Source organism: Rhizomicrobium sp. (assembly GCA_037200045.1).
Taxonomy (GTDB): domain Bacteria; phylum Pseudomonadota; class Alphaproteobacteria; order Micropepsales; family Micropepsaceae; genus Rhizomicrobium.
Genome location: JBBCHM010000002.1, coordinates 466,709 through 482,665, shown reverse-complemented (window position 1 = coordinate 482,665; position 15,957 = coordinate 466,709). Strand labels below are relative to the sequence as shown.

The window sequence follows — 15,957 nt, the reverse complement described above, 5'->3', positions numbered from 1 at the left end:
ACCCCCCCCCCATCACGTCCCCGTGCGCGCCCTTCGCAAGACGCGCCATCCTGGCCTAGACTTCGCCCGTTCTTCCGGGGTTCCCGTCATGAAGCTGTCCTCCGCCATCGGCGCCGCCGTGCTGGTCCTCGCCACCGCGACCGCCGCGCTCGCCCTCGATCCGCTCGCGCCCGCCGGCGCCCCGCCGCAGCCGGCCGATATCGCGCCCTCCCCGGTCACCGAGACGCTCTGGGGCAAGCCGGTCACCGACGCCTGGCGCGGCATGGAAAAGCTCGACCCCGCCACCATCGGCTGGATGAAGGCCCAGGGCGCCTATACCACCGCGCTGCTGGACGCGATCCCCGGCCGCGCCGATCTGGGCAAGCGGGTCGGCGCCTTCACCGGCAGCTTCGGCTTCATCAAGAGCTATGCAACCTATGGCGGCCGCGAATTCTACCAGGAGCGCGCGCCCGGCGCCGACAATTACGACCTCGTGGTCCGCGACGCGAAAGGCACGCGCAAGATCGTCGACATCGCCAAGGTGATGGCCGATCACGGCGGCAAGCCCTACGCCATCAACTACGTCCTGCCCTCGCCGGACGGCGCCAAGGTCGCGGTCGGGCTCTCCGAGGGCGGCTCGGAAGACGCGGCGCTCACCGTCTACGACGCCGCCACCGGCAAGCCCATCGCCGGCCCGATCGACCGCGCCGAATTCGGCCCGACCTCGTGGAGCAACGATTCCAAGACGCTCTATTTCGTCCGCCTGAAGCTCCTGAAGCCCACCGATCCGGGCACCGAGAAATACCGCGACGCCATGCTCGACGGCTGGGACCTGAAGTCCGAGCCGGTGCCGCTCTACGGCTCGCTCGCCGGCCACGGCCCCGCCTTCACGCCGGACGAGACGCCGGCACTGGTCTTCGTGCCCGCCTCGCCGGTCGCCGCGCTGATCTCCATCAACGGCGTGCAGAACGAATACAAGCTGTGGACCGCGCCGGCCGCGAAGGCCGCGGACCCCGCCGCCTGGACCATGCTGGCCGACCGCGCCGACGGCATCACCTCGCTCGACGTCCACGGCTCGACCGTCTTCCTGCTCAGCCACAAGGACGCGCCGACCTTCCAGGTGCTCAGCGTCGAGGCCGGCAAGCCCTTGGCGCATGCCAAGGTGCTGGTGCCCGCCACGCCGGACCGGGTGATCAAGAGCGTCCATGCCGCGGCCGACGGGCTTTACGTGCTCGCCACCCGCGGCGTCTATTCCGAGCTCCTTCGCGTCGACTACAAGACCGGCAAGGCCGAGGCGATCGCGCTTCCCGTCAAGGGCGATGTCGGCGACTTGTTCAGCGACCAGCGCCGCCCCGGCGTCGTGCTCGACCTGTCCTCCTGGGTTCTTCCGCCCACGGAATATCGCTACGATCCCAAGACCGGGAAATTCGCCGATATCAAGATCGGCACGCGCGGCGACATCGATCCCGCCGATTATGTCGTCAGCGACCTGAAGGCGCCGGCGCGCGATGGCGTCCTGGTGCCGCTCTCACTGGTGCGGCCCAAATCGGCCAGCGGCCCCGGCATCGTGGTGGTGGAGGCCTATGGCTCCTACGGCATCTCCAACCTCGCCGATTTCTCCTCGCGCCGCGCCGTGTTCCTGAAGGAGAACATCTCCTACGCGGTGTGCCATGTGCGCGGCGGCGGCGAGCTGGGCGACGCCTGGCGCCTCGCCGGCAAGGACGCCAACAAGCACAACACCTGGCAGGACGAGATCGCCTGCGGCCAGTATCTCGTCGACCAGGGGATCACGACCAAGGCCCAGCTCGCCATCATGGGCGGCTCGGCCGGCGGCATCACCATGGGCCGTGCGATGGAGGAGCGTCCCGATCTCTTCGCCGTCGTGCTCGACGCGGTGCCCGCCGCCAACACGATCCGCATGGAGTTCACCCCCAACGGCCCGGACAACATCCCCGAATTCGGCACCGTGACCACGGAAGACGGCTTCAAGAACCTGTGGGAGACGGACAGCGTCCAGCATGTCGAGAAGGGCGTCGCCTATCCGGCGGTGATGATCTCGACCGGGCTGAACGATCCGCGCGTCGCGCCCTGGGTGCCGGCCAAGTTCGCCGCCGCGCTGCTCAGCGTGGACCCGCCCAATCCGGTTCTGCTGCGCATCGACGCCCAGGCCGGCCACGGCATCGGCTCGACGCGCAGCCAGACCGACACGCTGGCCGCCGACTGGATCGCCTTCGTGAAATGGCGCGCCGGCGACCCGGCGTGGAAGCCGGTGTTCCCGCCCAAGCCCTGAGGCTTTTCGTTTCGCCGGCCAGGCCTTATTTTACGGGCTTGATTCGGCGACCAAGGAGGTCCCCATGGCCAATCGCGAACAGCGCGGCAACAAGGAAAAGAAGAAGCCCAAGGCCGACAAGAAGGCGCCTGCCGTGCCGGCGACGGGCGGCAAGCCGCCGGCCTATGTCGAGCCCCAGCTCGTCCGCAAACCCCACAAAGGCAAGGATTGGACGTAATTGCGCCAAAGGCGCGGTCGATCGGGTTCACGCGGAGCCGCGGAGAACGCGAAGAAAACTCCGCGTCTCCGCGTGAAATTCTTCACGCGCCCTGCATGCCCATCACCTCTGGTGTAAGCTCCGTTCCGCCCTACCTTTCGAAGGGCCGCACCGGAGCGATGCCATGAGCCAGCCCGCCCTCAAGCCCGACGACACGATCCACGCCGCCTTCAACTACGCCGTCGACACCGGCGTGAAGCCGGTCGCGCAGACCGGCGGCAAGGACGGGCTGGAGCGCAACTCCACCACCGTGATCGCCCGCCGTGTCGTGCCCGTCGCCGACGCCCGCCCGCTGCGCGCCACGCTGTCGCTCGACACCGCCGGCTTCGAGCTCGCCGACCAGCCGACCCGGGTGAAGGACTTCCTCGATCCCGACGAACTGCGCAGCGTCTATTATCCGGAGACGGAGGCGCTGATCGCCGCCCGCTCCGGCGCGGCCCGCGTCCACATCTTCGACCACACGGTGCGCCACGGCGACGCCGACGCCCGCGCGGCGAAGAAGCTGCGCGAGCCGGTCAAGGCGGTGCACAACGACTACACCGACTGGTCGGGGCCGCGGCGCGTGCGCGATTTCTTTCCCGGCGCGGCGGCCGATCTTCTCTCCCGCCGCGTCGCGATCGTCCAGGTGTGGCGCGCGATAAACGCGGCCGTAGAGCGCGATCCGCTCGGCATCGCCGATGCGCGTTCGATCGCGCCCAAGGATTTGATCCCGACCGAGCGCCGCTTTCCCGACCGCGTCGGCGAGATCTATCAGTTCACCTACAACCCGGCGCATCGCTGGTTCTGGTTCCCGCGCATGCACCGCGACGAGGCGCTGGTGTTCAAGGTCTACGATTCGATGACCGACGGCCGCGCCCGCTGGGGCGCGCACGCCGCGTTCGACAACCCGCTGGCGCCGCCCGACGCGCCGCCGCGCGAGAGCATCGAGATAAGGGCGTTCGCGTTTTATTGATCGGGCGATGATCCTACCGGCGGCGGAGGCCGTGACACGGCCATGCCGCATTCGCCCAACCACGTCACCGTCAACGACAAGATGCAGCGCGGCTATCGCTATGCGCTCACGGCGCCCATGGGCCGTGATTTCGCGCCCGGTTTCGCGCCGCAACTGACGCCGAAGGAGATGCTGGCGCTTGGCGTGTTCGGCGGAAAATACATGACCGACTGCGCCGCGGAATTTCCCGAAAACTGGTTCGCCACCGCCAGGCTTTCGCCTTCGGCCAAGGACACCAAGCTCAATTTCTTCGGCGTCGATGCTTCGCAGCCGCTGTCGGAATGGCGCCGCAAGGGCTGGCTTCACGAGGCCGATCCGCGCGGCTGGTTCCAATGGTATTGCCGCTATTACATGGGACGGCGGATGGAGGACGACGCGCGGCAGATCCGCCGCTGGCGCCAGATCGCGCGCCATGAAGCGCAGCTCAAGAAGGCCTGCGAGCCCGGCGACCTTCGCTGCCGCCCCCGCCAGCGCCAGGCGCTGCTTCACTGGGCCTATGACAGCCGCAAGATGTGACGCTACATCTTCGCCAGATCGTCGAGCGCCGCTTGCGTCGAAGCGAAAAACCGCTCGTTGCCGATTGCCCTGCGCAGCACCAGCGCCTTCTCGAACGCCGCCCGCGCCTCATCGCGCCGTCCCATCTCGACCAGGCATCGCCCCAGATGATGCAGCAGGAAATTCTCCTGCTCGCGAAAGCCTGTCTCGGCGCAAAGCCGCAAGCCCTCTTCGAACAGCGCCACCGCCGCGTCGCGCTCGCCGAGATATTGCCGCGCCGTCGCGAGTCCCAGGAGCCCGTCGATCTCCGTTGCGCGGTCGCCTTGCGCGCGCGACAGCGCCAGCGCTTCTTCCAGCAGCGCCGCCGCCTCCGCTTCCCTGCCCTCCTGCATGAACAGCGCCGAGCCGAGCTCGCCCGCCGCCTCGATCAGCGCCATGCCGCCTTCGCCGCTTGCGCGCACTTGCGCCAGCGCCGTACGGCACTTTTCGACGTATTGGAGAAAAGCCTCGCGATCCGGCGGTACGGCCCGGCGAAAAAATGGGCCGTGGGGATTGTCGCTCATACCCCCTCAGTGCTGCGCGGCTTTCCAGCTCTGCAGCGCCGCCAGCATCGTGTCGACATGCTTGGAATAGTCGAGGTCGGCATGGACCGCGAGCACATGCCCGTCCGGCGCGATCAGGTAGGAGATGCGGTCCGCGAGGTCGGGCGCCCGTGCGAACACCGAGTCATAGGCCTTCATGATGTGCTGGTCGCCGTCCGACGCGACGGGAAACTTGCTCGCGCAGTCCTTGGTCGAGAACTGCTCCAGCGTCGCGATGTCGTCATGGCTGACGCCGATCACGCTGGCGCCCAAGGCGGCGAATTGCGGCATCGCCTCGGCGAAGGCATGCGCCTCCAGCGAACAGCCCGTGGTGAACGCCTTGGGATAGAAATAGACCACCACCGGCCCCTTCTTCAGCGCGTCGGCCAGCGCGAAGGTGAACGGCTTGCCGCCCAGCGCCGCCGGCGCGGTGAAGTCCGGCGCCGCGTCGCCCGGCTTGAGCGCGCCGAGCGCGGGGGCCGCGAACAGCGCGGCGGCGAGCAGACCCGTGGCAAGTCGTTTCATGGCGAACGTCCCGAAAATGGCCGTGGACAATGTGCCCGCAACGGGCCTCCAAGTCACGCGCAAGTCCTTCCAAATCCTGCGTCTCGAAGATTTACGCCGCATAATTGTCCAACACCCCCGCCGGCGGGCGGATACTGCGCCCCGACACGGCAAGGAGTGAGCCATGCAAGAGGATTGGCGCGAGAAGGCCGAGCGCGAACACGCCGAATACGAGGCCGAGCGGGCCGCGTACCGCAAAAGGCGCGAGGAGTTTCAGGAGAAATTGTTCGGCTCGCCGGAGCCCTATGACTGGCGGGCGCCGGCCCCGGTGGAGAATTTCGACGCGCTTCTCGCCGAGCACGCCGCGCAATTGCGCAATGCCGTGCGCCAGGCGATGGGCTTTGTCCTGGCGGACAACATCGGCGCCAAGGAGAACGCCCTGGCGGCGTCCGCTCTGACGCGCCTGATCCAGGCCAACATCGCCATCGCCAAGGTGCTGGGTTCGCGCGCGACCGCGAAAACAGTACATGGTGGAGCAGAGGCGAAAGAGCCACAAGATTGAGTGGCCGCGGCGCTCCCCTCGGCAATCTGCGCGCCCTCAAGCATGGCGGCTACCGCGCCGAGGCGCGCGCCTTCCGCCGCCATGTCCATGAGCTGGTCAGCGCGGCGCGGGCCACGCTCCGCGCGCGGTCACACGCCGTAATTCTGGTACGGGTAGCAGCGCTCGCGCGTCAGCGTCAGGCCGAAATGGCGGCCCAAGGCGGCGATCGCCTCGGCTTGGCTCGCGAAGGGATCGGTGTTGGCCGGCCCCACGACGATCAGGCGGAAGTTTTCGTCGTCCCGGCCGCCCGGCGGCAGCATCGCGGTGGCGAGCGGCGTGCCGTCATGCTCGCGCAGGGTGAGGAACAGCGGCATGGTGCGCTGGACATGGGCGGCAAGCCCGATGTCGCGCTCGATATAGCTCATCGACGGCGACGGCCGGTATTTGCGCACCGCCGCGTCGCGCTCGCGGCGGAAATATTTCTCCACGGCGTGGCGCATCGTTTCGGACTCGGCGGTGGCTTCCGCTTCCGACTCGATGCGGAACCATGCCTTGCGCCCGGGTGCATCGCAGATGAACTGCATGTTCGCGACTCTGAGCTCCACCGCGATGCTAGCGCGATTTTTCGGCCGCCATCACCACAACCTCGTCATGGGATGCCGGTTTCGCGGCGCTGTAGCTTTCGCGCCGCGTCGGCGTCCGCCGCCCACAAGATCCGCCCGGAAGCAGGGCGTCGCCGGCCCGCCGTCCCAGGATGGGTCGGGGCGGATTTCCTTCCGGATTTGGCGGGTTTTCGTGCCGTAACGGGCGCTTTGCCGCCGGCCCGGGGATGTGATTTTATGCGCCCCGCTATTCGCGGAAAGCCCGAAACGGGTTCCGCCGTCCGCTCAACAACCACGGGAGTTACGGGAATGCAGGATCATCTTCAGTTCTATATCGACGGCAAATGGGTCGACCCGGTCGTGCCCAAGACGCTCGAGGTCGAAAACCCCGCGACGGAAGAGCCCTTCGCGCGCATCTCGCTCGGCTCCAAGGCCGATGTCGACAAGGCCGTCGCCGCCGCCAAGAAGGCGTTCGTCTCCTTCTCGCAGACCACCAAGGCGCAGCGCATCGAGCTGCTGCAGGCCATCATCGCCGCCTACCAGAAGCATATCGGCGAGGTCGCCGAGGCGATCCACAACGAGATGGGCGCGCCGATGTGGCTCGCCAAGGCGGCACAGGCCCCGGCCGCGCTCGGCCATATCGGCACCACGCTGAAGGCGCTCACCGAGTTCGAGTTCGAAGTGCCGCGCGGCAAGAACCGCATCCGCTACGAACCGGTCGGGGTGTGCGGGCTGATCACGCCGTGGAACTGGCCGATCAACCAGATCGCCGCCAAGGTCGCCCCCGCCATCGCCGCGGGCTGCACCATGGTCCTCAAGCCGTCGGAGATCGCGCCCTTGGACGCCATGCTGTTCGCGCAGGTGATGCATGAGGCGGGCGTGCCCGCCGGCGTGTTCAACCTCGTCAACGGCGACGGGCCGAGCGTCGGCGAAGCGCTGTCGCATCATCCCGACATCGACATGATGTCGTTCACCGGCTCGACCCGCGCCGGCATCCAGGTTTCCAAGGCGGCGGCCGAGACGGTCAAGCGCGTGGCGCTGGAACTGGGCGGCAAGTCGGCCAACATCGTGCTGGAAGACGCCGATTTCGGCAAAGCGGTGCAGGCGCAGATGGGCGGGCTGATGGTCAATTCGGGCCAGTCCTGCAACGCGCCGACGCGCATGTTCGTGCCGCGCAAGAAGCAGGACGAGATCGCCGGCATGGTCAAGGTGGCGATGGACAACGTCAAGATCGGCGACGGTTCGCCGGGCTCGATCGGCCCCGTCGTGAGCGAGGCCCAGTACAACAAGATCCAGGGCCTGATCCAGAAGGGCATCGAGGAAGGCGCCAAGCTGGTCGCCGGCGGCCTCGGCCGTCCCGAGGGCGTCAACCGCGGCTACTATGTGCGGCCGACGCTGTTCTCCGACGTCAGCAACGACATGACCATCGCGCGCGAAGAGATCTTCGGACCCGTCCTGGCCATGATCCCCTATGACAGCGAGGCCCAGGCCATCGCGATGGCCAACGACTCGCTCTACGGCCTCTCCGGCTATGTCCAGTCGGGCAGCCTCGAACATGCGCGCAGCGTCGCGGCGCAGTTGCGCACCGGCAATGTGCATCTGAACGGCGCGCCGGTGGACGTGACCGCGCCGTTCGGCGGCTACAAGCAGTCGGGCAACGGCCGCGAATGGGGCGGCGAGTTCGGCATCGAGGAATATCTCGAGATCAAGGCCGTCATCGGCTACGAAGCGGCGTAGGCATCGCTTCACGAAATGCGAAAGGCCGCCATGGCGACATGGCGGCCTTTTCGTTTTAGAGCCCTTTCGGTTTGAAATTATGCATCGGAAGCCGTCATTGCCCGGCCCACGCTGTCGCTAGGCCTGCCCGGGCAATCCAATTTGGCCGCACAAAGAAAATTGGATCGCCCGCATAAAGCGGGCGATGACGATTATTCTTTGAATGATTCAATCCAAACCGAAACGGCTCTAGCGATAGACCTCGCGGCGGTTGCCGATGCGCACGACGACGATGCGCAGCACCCTGTCCTCGATCGACGCGACGATCCGATAGTCGCCGACGCGATATTTCCAGAACGGGTTCAGAGGCCCGCGCAACGCCTCGCCGATGCTGCGCGGATCGTCCAGCGGCGCCACGCGCTCATGCAGGAAGCTTAGGATGCGTTTCGCCGTCTGCGGATCGAGTTTCCCGAGTTCGCGTTCCGCCGCGCGCTCGAACTCAATCCTCCACGCCATAGCATTTCATCACGTCGCTCAAGGGAACCGTTCCGGACTTGCCGGCTTTGAGCGCCGCGACACGCTTTTCGGCGAGGTAGACGTCTTCCAGATCGGCGAGATGTTCGAGGATCGCCTCGCGAACATAGAACGACTTTGTGCGGCCGGTCTTCTTGGCCAGCGTGTCGAGGCGAGCTTCGATGTCGGGAGGCAGGCGAATGGCGAGCATGATGGGGTCCGGCGAGCGTGAGATACTTGTATAGCAAAAACCGGCCGGCCCGCCAACGCAACCCGTATTCCGACATTTTCGACCGGCTTGGGCTGCCCTAATCCTTCGCCCGCTCGACGTAGGAGCCGTCTTCCGTCATCACCACGACGCGCGTGCCGACCGTGATATGTGTCGGGACCATCGTCTTGACGCCGTTCGACAGCAGCGCCGGCTTGAACGAGCCCGACGCCGTCTGGCCCTTGACCACCGGCTCGGTCTCGACGATCGCGAAGGTCGCGCGCTGGGGAATTTCCAGGCTGATCGGATTGCCCTCGAAGCTCTGCAGCGTGACTTCCATGTTCTCCATCAGGTAGGGCGCCATGTCGCCGACCACGTCCTTGCCGACATGGACCTGGTCGAAGGTCTCCGGCTGCATGAACACGTAGTGGTCGCCGTCCTGGTAGAGGTAATTGTACTTGGCCTGATCGATGAAGGCCTTCTCGATCGAATCCGTGGTGCGCAGGCGCTCCACCGTCTTCACCCCGTCGGAGATGCGGCGCATCTCCAGATGCGTCACCGGCGTACCCTTGCCGGGATGGATGTTCTCCGCCGTGAGGACGACATAGAGCTTGCCCTCCTTCTCGATGACATTGCCCTTACGGATGGAGCTTGCGATGACCGAAACCACGGACGACCTCTGCTGGGAGACCGGGGCTCATAGCAGGGCGGGACGCCCCGGCCAAGGGGCGCCCCTAATGCCGCCCCAGCGCCTCGGCCAGCGCGTCGGGCGCCGAGAAGAACGGCGAATGGTCGGTGTCCAGCCGGAACACCCGCTGGCAGGGCAGCGCCGCCTGCAATCGCCGCTGCAGGGCGATGGAGATCGCCTGGTCCTTCAGGCATTCGATATAGGTGCGCGGCAGCCGGCCGAACCGCTCCGCCGTCGTCCGCATCGGGGTCCGGAAGCCGACCGTCGCTTCCCGCCCGAGCCGCTCGCGCGCGAACGCCACGTCCGCGTCGGAACATTCGCCGTAGAAGCATTCGCGGATCGCGTCGGGCCTGACCCGCGCCGTCGCGTCGTCGTCGGAGGCTTCGACCTTGCCGTTCAGCCGGCTGTCGTCGTCCGCGCGCGCCATGTCCAGCACGGCCTGGCCGTCCTGCAGCAGGAAGGCGGTGACATAGACCAGGCTCTTGATCTTCTCGGGCCGGCGCTCGGCGGTTTGGGTGATGACCGCGCCGCCATAGGAATGGCCGACCAGCACGACCTTCTCGTCCTCGGCGTCGATGGTCTGGCAGATCCGGTCCACGATGTCGTCCAGGGTCACGCCCGCGATCGGGATGTCGTCGTCGCCGCGGCCGGGCATGTCGGGCGCGACCGCGCGGTGGCCCATCGCTTCAAGGCGCGGCACGATCTTGTGCCAGCACCAGCCGCCATGCCATGCGCCATGCACCAGGACGAAGGTAGTCATCTATACTCTCCCCGCGCAGTGGAAAGGCCCGGCGACCGACATGACAAGCTCACCCTGGTGGTCCCCGAGCAGGCACGCCGACCGGCGGCCGCTGCTAGGCCAGCGCAACCGCGTCAAGAAAGCAATACGGGCCCATTTCGAAACCCAAGGTTTCACCGAGGTCGAATGCGGCGCGCTCGTGGTTTCCCCGGGCAATGAGGCGCATCTGCACGCCTTCGCGACGCGGGCGCTGACCACGGCGGGCGAGGGTCGGACGCTCTATCTGCACACCTCGCCGGAATTCGCCGCCAAGAAGCTGCTCGCCGCCGGCGAGACCCGCATCTTCGATTTCGCCCGGGTGTTCCGCAACCGCGAACGCGGCGCCCTGCACGCGCCGGAGTTCACCATGCTGGAATGGTACCGCGCCGGCGAGCCCTATGCCGCCGTGCAGCAGGACTGCCTCGACATTCTGCACCTCGCCGCCGACACGGCCGGCGCCGAGGCGTTCCGCTTCCGCGATCGGGTCTGCGATCCGCGCGCCGTGCCGCAGCGCCTGACGGTGGCCGAGGCCTTCACCTTTCACGCCGGGCTCGATCTGCTCTCGACCTTGTCGCCGTCGGGCGAAGGCGACCGCGACGCCCTGGCAACCAAGGCCCGCCGCGCCGGCTTCGTCGTGACCGAGGCCGACAACTGGTCCGACATTTTCAGCAAGGTGCTGGTCGCCGCCGTCGAGCCGAAGCTCGGCAACGGCGCCCCGACGATCCTCTACGAATATCCGCGCTGCGAAGCCGCGCTGGCCCGCGCCGCGCCGCACGATGCGCGCGTCGCCGAACGTTTCGAGCTCTATGCCTGCGGCGTCGAGCTCGCCAACGGCTTCGGCGAGCTCACCGATCCGGTGGAGCAGCGCCGGCGCTTCGAAGCCGAGATGGCGGAGAAACAGCGCATCTACGGCGAGCGCTATCCGATCGACGACGACTTCCTGGCCGCGCTGGAGCACATGCCGCCGGCGAGCGGCGTGGCGCTGGGTTTCGACCGGCTGGTGCTGCTCGCCACCGGCGCGCCAAGGATCGACGACGTGCTGTGGACGCCGGCGCCCTGACTTAACCCTCCCGCTCGCGGGGTCCGTAGCGACAGCGTACGGACGCGGCGCGAAGCAGAGCAGGGGTCGAAAAATATCGAGCGCAGCGAGAGATTTTTCGGGGAGGGGACAGTGGCGAAGATCGCGCTCTGCCGGAGAGACTGTCCCCTCCCCGAAATTCGCCTCGCTACGCTCGGCAAATTTCGACCCTCCCGTGAACGGGAGGGTAAAGCTAGCGCGTCAGCGACTTGAAGAACGCGCTCACCTTGTGCCGCGTCTGCTCCCACCACACCACGCGCCCGTTGGTCACCCAGTTGAGCTGGATCACGCGGCGCGGGCCGGCGAAGGCCTCGAAGCCGTGCCAGGCGTTCGGTTTGTTCTCGAACACCAAGAGCGTGCCCTCGTCCGGCGGCACTTCGGCGATGACGTCGTTGAGGTTGTCGGGCGAGCGCAGCAGGCGAAGGCGCCCGCCCGGCGCCTCCCATCTGCCGTTCATGTAGATCAGCACGGTGACGAGCTTGGTCACGCTGTCGGTGTGGATCTGCCCGTCGCGCGCCGCCGAGATGCCGCGCACCGTCACCATGGTCGGGCGCCGGTCGAGATCGACGCCGAGCTTCTTCGCCACCGCGGCCTTGAACTCCGATCCCTTGATCGCATCCATGAAGCGCGCGAATTCCGGGCCGTATGTCAGGGTCGGCAGCGGAAAGCTGCCGGCATGCGCCACCGCCGGAAAGTCCGCGTTGATCGCCGCCAGCGCCTCGGTGCGCACGAAGCCCGGCACCATGAACCACGCGAAAGGCTCGCGCGCGACATTCGCCCGCCCGATCGCCTCGACATCGATGGGAAGCGCCGCCATCGCCTTACCGGTATTCGTCGTTGAGGGCGGCGAGCTTCGCCGAACCCGGGCACAGCTCGCGCTCGCCCAGTCTGTTCAGCGGCGTCGCCGTCGTGTTCAGCCCGGCATGGAGATCGTCGGCCTGCTCCTCGACATAGAGCAGCCCGGTCAGCACCTCGCCCTTGCCGTGATGGTGCTGGATATAGGCCATCGCCGCCGCCCGGTCGGTCGGATCGTAGTCGGCATGCAGCTTGGAAAGCTTCAGGAAGGTGCCGTCATGCTGCTGCACCATCTGCACCGTGCCCGGTTCGTAGTCGGCCGTGATCGGGGCGCGGTCGACCATGAAATCGATGCGGTTCACCGCCTCGTTGTGCTCGCGCACGAAATCGTAGGACTTGGTGGATTGCGGATTGTTGTTGAACTGCACGCAGGGGCTGATCACGTCGATCACCGCCGAGCCCTTATGCGCGATCGCCGCCTTCAGGATCGGCACGAGCTGCTTCTTGTCGCCGCTGAACGAGCGCGCCACGAAGGTCGCGCCCAGCACCAGCGCCAGCGACACCAGGTCGATCGGATTGTCGGTGTTGACCGCCGTCTTGCTGCGCGAGCCCTTGTCGGCGGTCGCCGAGAACTGGCCCTTGGTCAGGCCGTAGACGCCGTTGTTCTCGCAGATATAGGTCATGTTCACGCCGCGCCGCACGCAATGGGCGAACTGGCCGAGCCCGATGGAGGCGCTGTCGCCGTCGCCCGATACGCCGAGATAGATCAGGTCGCGATTGGCGAGATTGGCGCCGGTGAGCACGCTCGGCATGCGGCCGTGCACGCTGTTGAAGCCGTGCGCGTTGCCGAGGAAATAGTCCGGCGTCTTGGACGAACAGCCGATGCCCGACAGCTTGGCCACGCGATAGGGCTCGAGGTCGAGCTCATAGGCCGCCTGGATCAGCGCCGCCGAAATCGAGTCGTGGCCGCATCCCGCGCACAGCGTCGAGATCGAGCCTTCATAGTCGCGATGGGTGAAGCCCAGCTTGTTGGGCTTGAGCCCCGGATGATGCAGTTTCGGCTTGGCGATATAGGTCATTCCGCGTGCTCCTCGCTTGACTCTTCAGCGTCATCAGTCTCCCGAAGTGGCAGAGACTGCACTCGAGCAGCAAATACCCTTTTAAATCGATTCATCTTTTCCAGCATCCAGCTATGAAGGGCGGGATATTGCTCGGCGTCCGACGGGTCTACTCCTCGCTTATACAAGGCAATGCGTATGGCCTTCCTGCCGGGGAGTTCCTGCCACTCGAGTGGCTCGCCGAATTCGCGCTCAATGGCTTCTTTCTGCGAATGTAGCAAATTATAAGCAATTTTATTGATGTCATCGGATGCGTAGAGCTCAACGCCAATGCGCTCCTTTTCGGTGCTAATGGTCGCGCTGATTCCAAAGCCCGTCCTACCGATGGCAAACCACTTCCAATGATCTTTGTTCGGCCGGTTAATCCTGAAAGTCGAGTTCGCCTTTCTGAGAAATTCAGAAAAGGCAGCCCAATAAGCCAGCCGAACTTGATGTCGTTCGGCAAGATTTTTGTCTGTAATTTGGCGCGCCGCAGCACGCACATCGCGCGCCCAATCGTTGGGGCTCGAAACTACGTTGAACTTGGGGGCTGGAGAAGACATTCCAATTCGCCAAAGCTCAACTTCTACTGCAAAAAAAGAAAACTCTTCCGACGTATTGGAGTTTAGCCAATCGATAGCAGCGCGATGGTCTTGGCGTACTTCCTCAGCGACCCAGACAATTGTCTTCGCGGATTCAACTCCGGCAAGATAGGTAAGGATTTGTCCCAAGTGACCATGATCAGTGCGTCCAAATTGATTTTCGATGATTACGAGGTGCTCTTCTGGTTCGCCAGCGACTCGCGCAACAATGTCTGCTCGAAAGTCACCCACCTGCTTTTCAACGCCGTCAACTTCGAGACTTAGTTTGAGGGCATGGCCAAGGAGGGCGATCGCCTCTGCCAGCCACTTGGTAAAGTTGCCATGTTCCGTCGGCCACGCGTCTGTTATGGCGACGCGCTCAAGTGTGCCAAGAGGAATTATTGCCGCCATTTACTCCGCCGCTTCCTTGTGTGTCACCTTCATCCGCTCGGCGATCGCCTGGGTGATGAACCGCGCCGTGATCGGCGTGCCGTCGTAATGCAGGATCGAGATGAACCGCGCCGGATCGATGGCGCATTCGTTGACCATCAGCTTCTGGAGCTGGGCGTCGCGGTTCTGCTCCACCACGAACACCTGGTCGTGCGCCTGCACGAAATCGACCACGTCCTCGCCGAACGGGAACGCCCGCACCCTCAGCGTGTTCAGATGGACGCCCTGTTTCTCCAGCGCGGCCAGCGCCTCGTCCATCGCCGGCGCGGTCGAGCCGAAATAGATCGCGCCGGCCTTGGTCTTCTCCTTGGCGGCGCGGCGCACCGGCGCCGGCACCAGGCTCTTGGCCGTTTCCAGTTTCCGCAAGAGGCGCTGCATGTTGTAGACGTAGTCGGCGCCTTCCTCGGAATATTTCGCCATCGCGTTGCGCGAGGAGCCGCGCGTGAAATAGGCGCCCTTGCTCGGATGGGTCGCCGGCAGCGTGCGATAGGCAATGGCGTCGCCGTCGACATCGGTATAGCGGCCGAAGAACTTGCCGGCCTCCAGCTCTTCCGCCGTCATGATCTTGCCGCGGTCATATTTGCGGCTGTCGTCCCATTCCAACGGCTTGCACAGCCAGTCGTTCATCCCGATATCGAGGTCCATCATCACGAACACCGGCGTCTGCAGCCGCTCGGCGAGATCGAACGCCTCGGCCGCGAATTCGAACGCCTCGCGCGGGTCCTCGGGGAACAGCAGGACATGCTTGGTGTCGCCATGGCTGGCATAGGCGGCGAGCAGGATGTCGGATTGCTGGGTGCGCGTCGGCATGCCGGTCGAGGGGCCGCCGCGCTGGATGTCGAACACCACCGCCGGCACCTCGGCGAAATAGGCGAGGCCGAAGAATTCCTGCATCAGGCTGATGCCGGGTCCGCTGGTGGCGGTGAACGACCGCGCGCCGTTCCAGCCGGCGCCGATCACCATGCCGATGGCGGCGATCTCGTCCTCCGCCTGCACGATGGCGAAATTGTTCTTCTTGGTCGCCGGATCGACGCGGAAGGTCTTGCAATGCGCGGTGAACGCCTCGGCCAGCGAGGTCGAGGGCGTGATCGGGTACCAGGCGCACACCGTGGCTCCGCCATAGACCGCGCCGAGCCCGGCCGCGTCGTTGCCGGCGATGAAGATGCGGTCGCCGACCAGGTCGGCCTTCTCGACCTTCAGCCTGCACTTGCCCGCGAGATTCGCCGCCGCGTAGTCGTAGCCGAGCTGCATCGCGCGATAGTTCAGCTTGATGAGCTTGTCCTTGCCCTTGAACTGGTCGGCGATCAGCGCCTCGATGGTCTCCAGATGCATGGACAGCAACTGCGCCACCGCGCCCAGATAGATCACGTTCTTCAGGAGCTGGCGCTCACGCGGGATCGTGCCTTCGAGCTGGTTCGAAAGGCTGGTCAGCGGCACGCCGAGCAGGTTGATGTCGGCGCGCAGCTTCTGCGTCGTCAGCGGCTTGGTCGAATCGTGGAGCAGGTAGCCGCCCGGCTCGATGCCGTCGACGTCCTTGTTCCAGGTCTGCGGATTCATCGCGACCACCAGGTCGGCGGTATCGCCGCGCCGCCCGAGCCAGCCCTCGCCCGAGACGCGCACCTCGTACCAGGTCGGCAGGCCCTGGATATTGGACGGGAAGATGTTGCGCGAGCAGACCGGCACGCCCATGCGCAGGATCGACCGCGCGAACAGCTCGTTGGCCGACGCCGAGCCCGAGCCGTTGACGTTGGCGAATTTGACGACGAAATCGTTGGTCGCGGCGATGGGCTGCATTCTTAAACTCCGTCATGGGC

18 protein-coding genes are annotated in these 15,957 nt (G+C 65.7%); 7 read left to right on the top strand and 11 right to left on the bottom strand.

All coding sequences use genetic code 11. From position 1 onward, the window contains the following. Positions 1–88 precede the first annotated feature (88 nt). From WDM86_17435 to WDM86_17420, 4 genes are all read left to right on the top strand, one after another. Positions 89–2,269: a prolyl oligopeptidase family serine peptidase gene (locus WDM86_17435; GenBank protein MEI9991809.1), complete on the top strand. Its 2,181-nt coding sequence runs from the start codon at positions 89–91 to the stop codon at positions 2,267–2,269. 64 nt (positions 2,270–2,333) lie between these two features. Next, positions 2,334–2,486 carry a hypothetical protein gene (locus WDM86_17430; GenBank protein ID MEI9991808.1) on the top strand — a complete coding sequence of 51 codons (153 nt, stop codon included), beginning with the start codon at positions 2,334–2,336 and terminating at the stop codon, positions 2,484–2,486. A gap of 163 nt (positions 2,487–2,649) precedes the next feature. After that, a complete protein-coding gene (locus tag WDM86_17425; GenBank protein ID MEI9991807.1) occupies positions 2,650–3,477 on the top strand; it encodes a CmcJ/NvfI family oxidoreductase in 828 nt (275 codons plus the stop codon). Positions 3,478–3,519: 42 nt separating this feature from the next. Continuing rightward, entirely contained in the window at positions 3,520–4,032 is a 513-nt protein-coding gene (locus tag WDM86_17420; protein ID MEI9991806.1) for a hypothetical protein, read from the top strand. A 2-nt stretch (positions 4,033–4,034) separates the two neighbouring features. On the opposite strand, the gene WDM86_17415 is transcribed toward WDM86_17420, so the two are convergent. After that, complete coding sequence (locus tag WDM86_17415) at positions 4,035–4,448, bottom strand: tetratricopeptide repeat protein (GenBank protein MEI9991805.1); 414 nt, start codon at positions 4,446–4,448, stop codon at positions 4,035–4,037. Between the two features lie 132 nt (positions 4,449–4,580). Next, the gene (locus WDM86_17410) at positions 4,581–5,117 is read right to left on the bottom strand and encodes a peroxiredoxin (protein MEI9991804.1); all 537 of its coding nucleotides are present in this window, start codon (positions 5,115–5,117) and stop codon (positions 4,581–4,583) included. 163 nt (positions 5,118–5,280) lie between these two features. On the opposite strand from WDM86_17410, the gene WDM86_17405 reads away from it, so the two are divergent. Continuing rightward, complete coding sequence (locus tag WDM86_17405) at positions 5,281–5,658, top strand: hypothetical protein (protein ID MEI9991803.1); 378 nt, start codon at positions 5,281–5,283, stop codon at positions 5,656–5,658. 128 nt (positions 5,659–5,786) lie between these two features. Here the strand turns inward: WDM86_17405 and WDM86_17400 are convergent, their stop codons facing one another. Further along, positions 5,787–6,221 (bottom strand): hypothetical protein, encoded by a 435-nt coding sequence (locus WDM86_17400; protein MEI9991802.1) that lies wholly within the window; start codon positions 6,219–6,221, stop codon positions 5,787–5,789. A gap of 327 nt (positions 6,222–6,548) precedes the next feature. On the opposite strand from WDM86_17400, the gene WDM86_17395 reads away from it, so the two are divergent. Beyond that, the gene (locus WDM86_17395; protein ID MEI9991801.1) at positions 6,549–7,976 is read left to right on the top strand and encodes an aldehyde dehydrogenase family protein; all 1,428 of its coding nucleotides are present in this window, start codon (positions 6,549–6,551) and stop codon (positions 7,974–7,976) included. A 228-nt stretch (positions 7,977–8,204) separates the two neighbouring features. Here the strand turns inward: WDM86_17395 and WDM86_17390 are convergent, their stop codons facing one another. The 4 genes from WDM86_17390 to WDM86_17375 all read right to left on the bottom strand — a co-directional run bounded on the left by WDM86_17390 (position 8,205) and on the right by WDM86_17375 (position 10,124). Further along, positions 8,205–8,471, bottom strand: a complete 267-nt coding sequence (locus WDM86_17390; protein MEI9991800.1) for a type II toxin-antitoxin system RelE/ParE family toxin — start codon at positions 8,469–8,471, stop codon at positions 8,205–8,207. Next, a complete protein-coding gene (locus WDM86_17385) occupies positions 8,455–8,679 on the bottom strand; it encodes a DUF6290 family protein (GenBank protein ID MEI9991799.1) in 225 nt (74 codons plus the stop codon). The genes WDM86_17390 and WDM86_17385 overlap by 17 nt, the downstream gene beginning before the upstream one ends. Positions 8,680–8,776: 97 nt before the next feature. After that, positions 8,777–9,346: an elongation factor P gene (gene efp, locus WDM86_17380; GenBank protein MEI9991798.1), complete on the bottom strand. Its 570-nt coding sequence runs from the start codon at positions 9,344–9,346 to the stop codon at positions 8,777–8,779. Positions 9,347–9,410: 64 nt separating this feature from the next. After that, on the bottom strand, positions 9,411–10,124 hold the full coding sequence (locus WDM86_17375) for an alpha/beta fold hydrolase (GenBank protein ID MEI9991797.1): 714 nt from the start codon (positions 10,122–10,124) through the stop codon (positions 9,411–9,413). A gap of 40 nt (positions 10,125–10,164) precedes the next feature. Between WDM86_17375 and epmA the strand changes: the two genes are divergently transcribed. Further along, positions 10,165–11,202, top strand: coding sequence for an EF-P lysine aminoacylase EpmA (gene epmA, locus WDM86_17370; protein ID MEI9991796.1), 1,038 nt, complete (start codon positions 10,165–10,167; stop codon positions 11,200–11,202). A 211-nt stretch (positions 11,203–11,413) separates the two neighbouring features. Here epmA and WDM86_17365 read toward each other — a convergent pair whose 3' ends face one another. From WDM86_17365 to WDM86_17350, 4 genes are read right to left on the bottom strand one after another with little or no spacing between them, the layout of a single operon-like run. Continuing rightward, positions 11,414–12,037, bottom strand: coding sequence for a 2OG-Fe(II) oxygenase (locus WDM86_17365; GenBank protein ID MEI9991795.1), 624 nt, complete (start codon positions 12,035–12,037; stop codon positions 11,414–11,416). A 4-nt stretch (positions 12,038–12,041) separates the two neighbouring features. Further along, positions 12,042–13,094 carry a 2-oxoacid:ferredoxin oxidoreductase subunit beta gene (locus WDM86_17360; protein ID MEI9991794.1) on the bottom strand — a complete coding sequence of 351 codons (1,053 nt, stop codon included), beginning with the start codon at positions 13,092–13,094 and terminating at the stop codon, positions 12,042–12,044. After that, on the bottom strand, positions 13,091–14,104 hold the full coding sequence (locus WDM86_17355; GenBank protein ID MEI9991793.1) for a DUF4268 domain-containing protein: 1,014 nt from the start codon (positions 14,102–14,104) through the stop codon (positions 13,091–13,093). The genes WDM86_17360 and WDM86_17355 overlap by 4 nt, the downstream gene beginning before the upstream one ends. Continuing rightward, positions 14,105–15,937, bottom strand: a complete 1,833-nt coding sequence (locus tag WDM86_17350) for a 2-oxoacid:acceptor oxidoreductase subunit alpha (protein ID MEI9991792.1) — start codon at positions 15,935–15,937, stop codon at positions 14,105–14,107. It abuts the gene before it with no gap. Positions 15,938–15,957 lie beyond the last annotated feature (20 nt).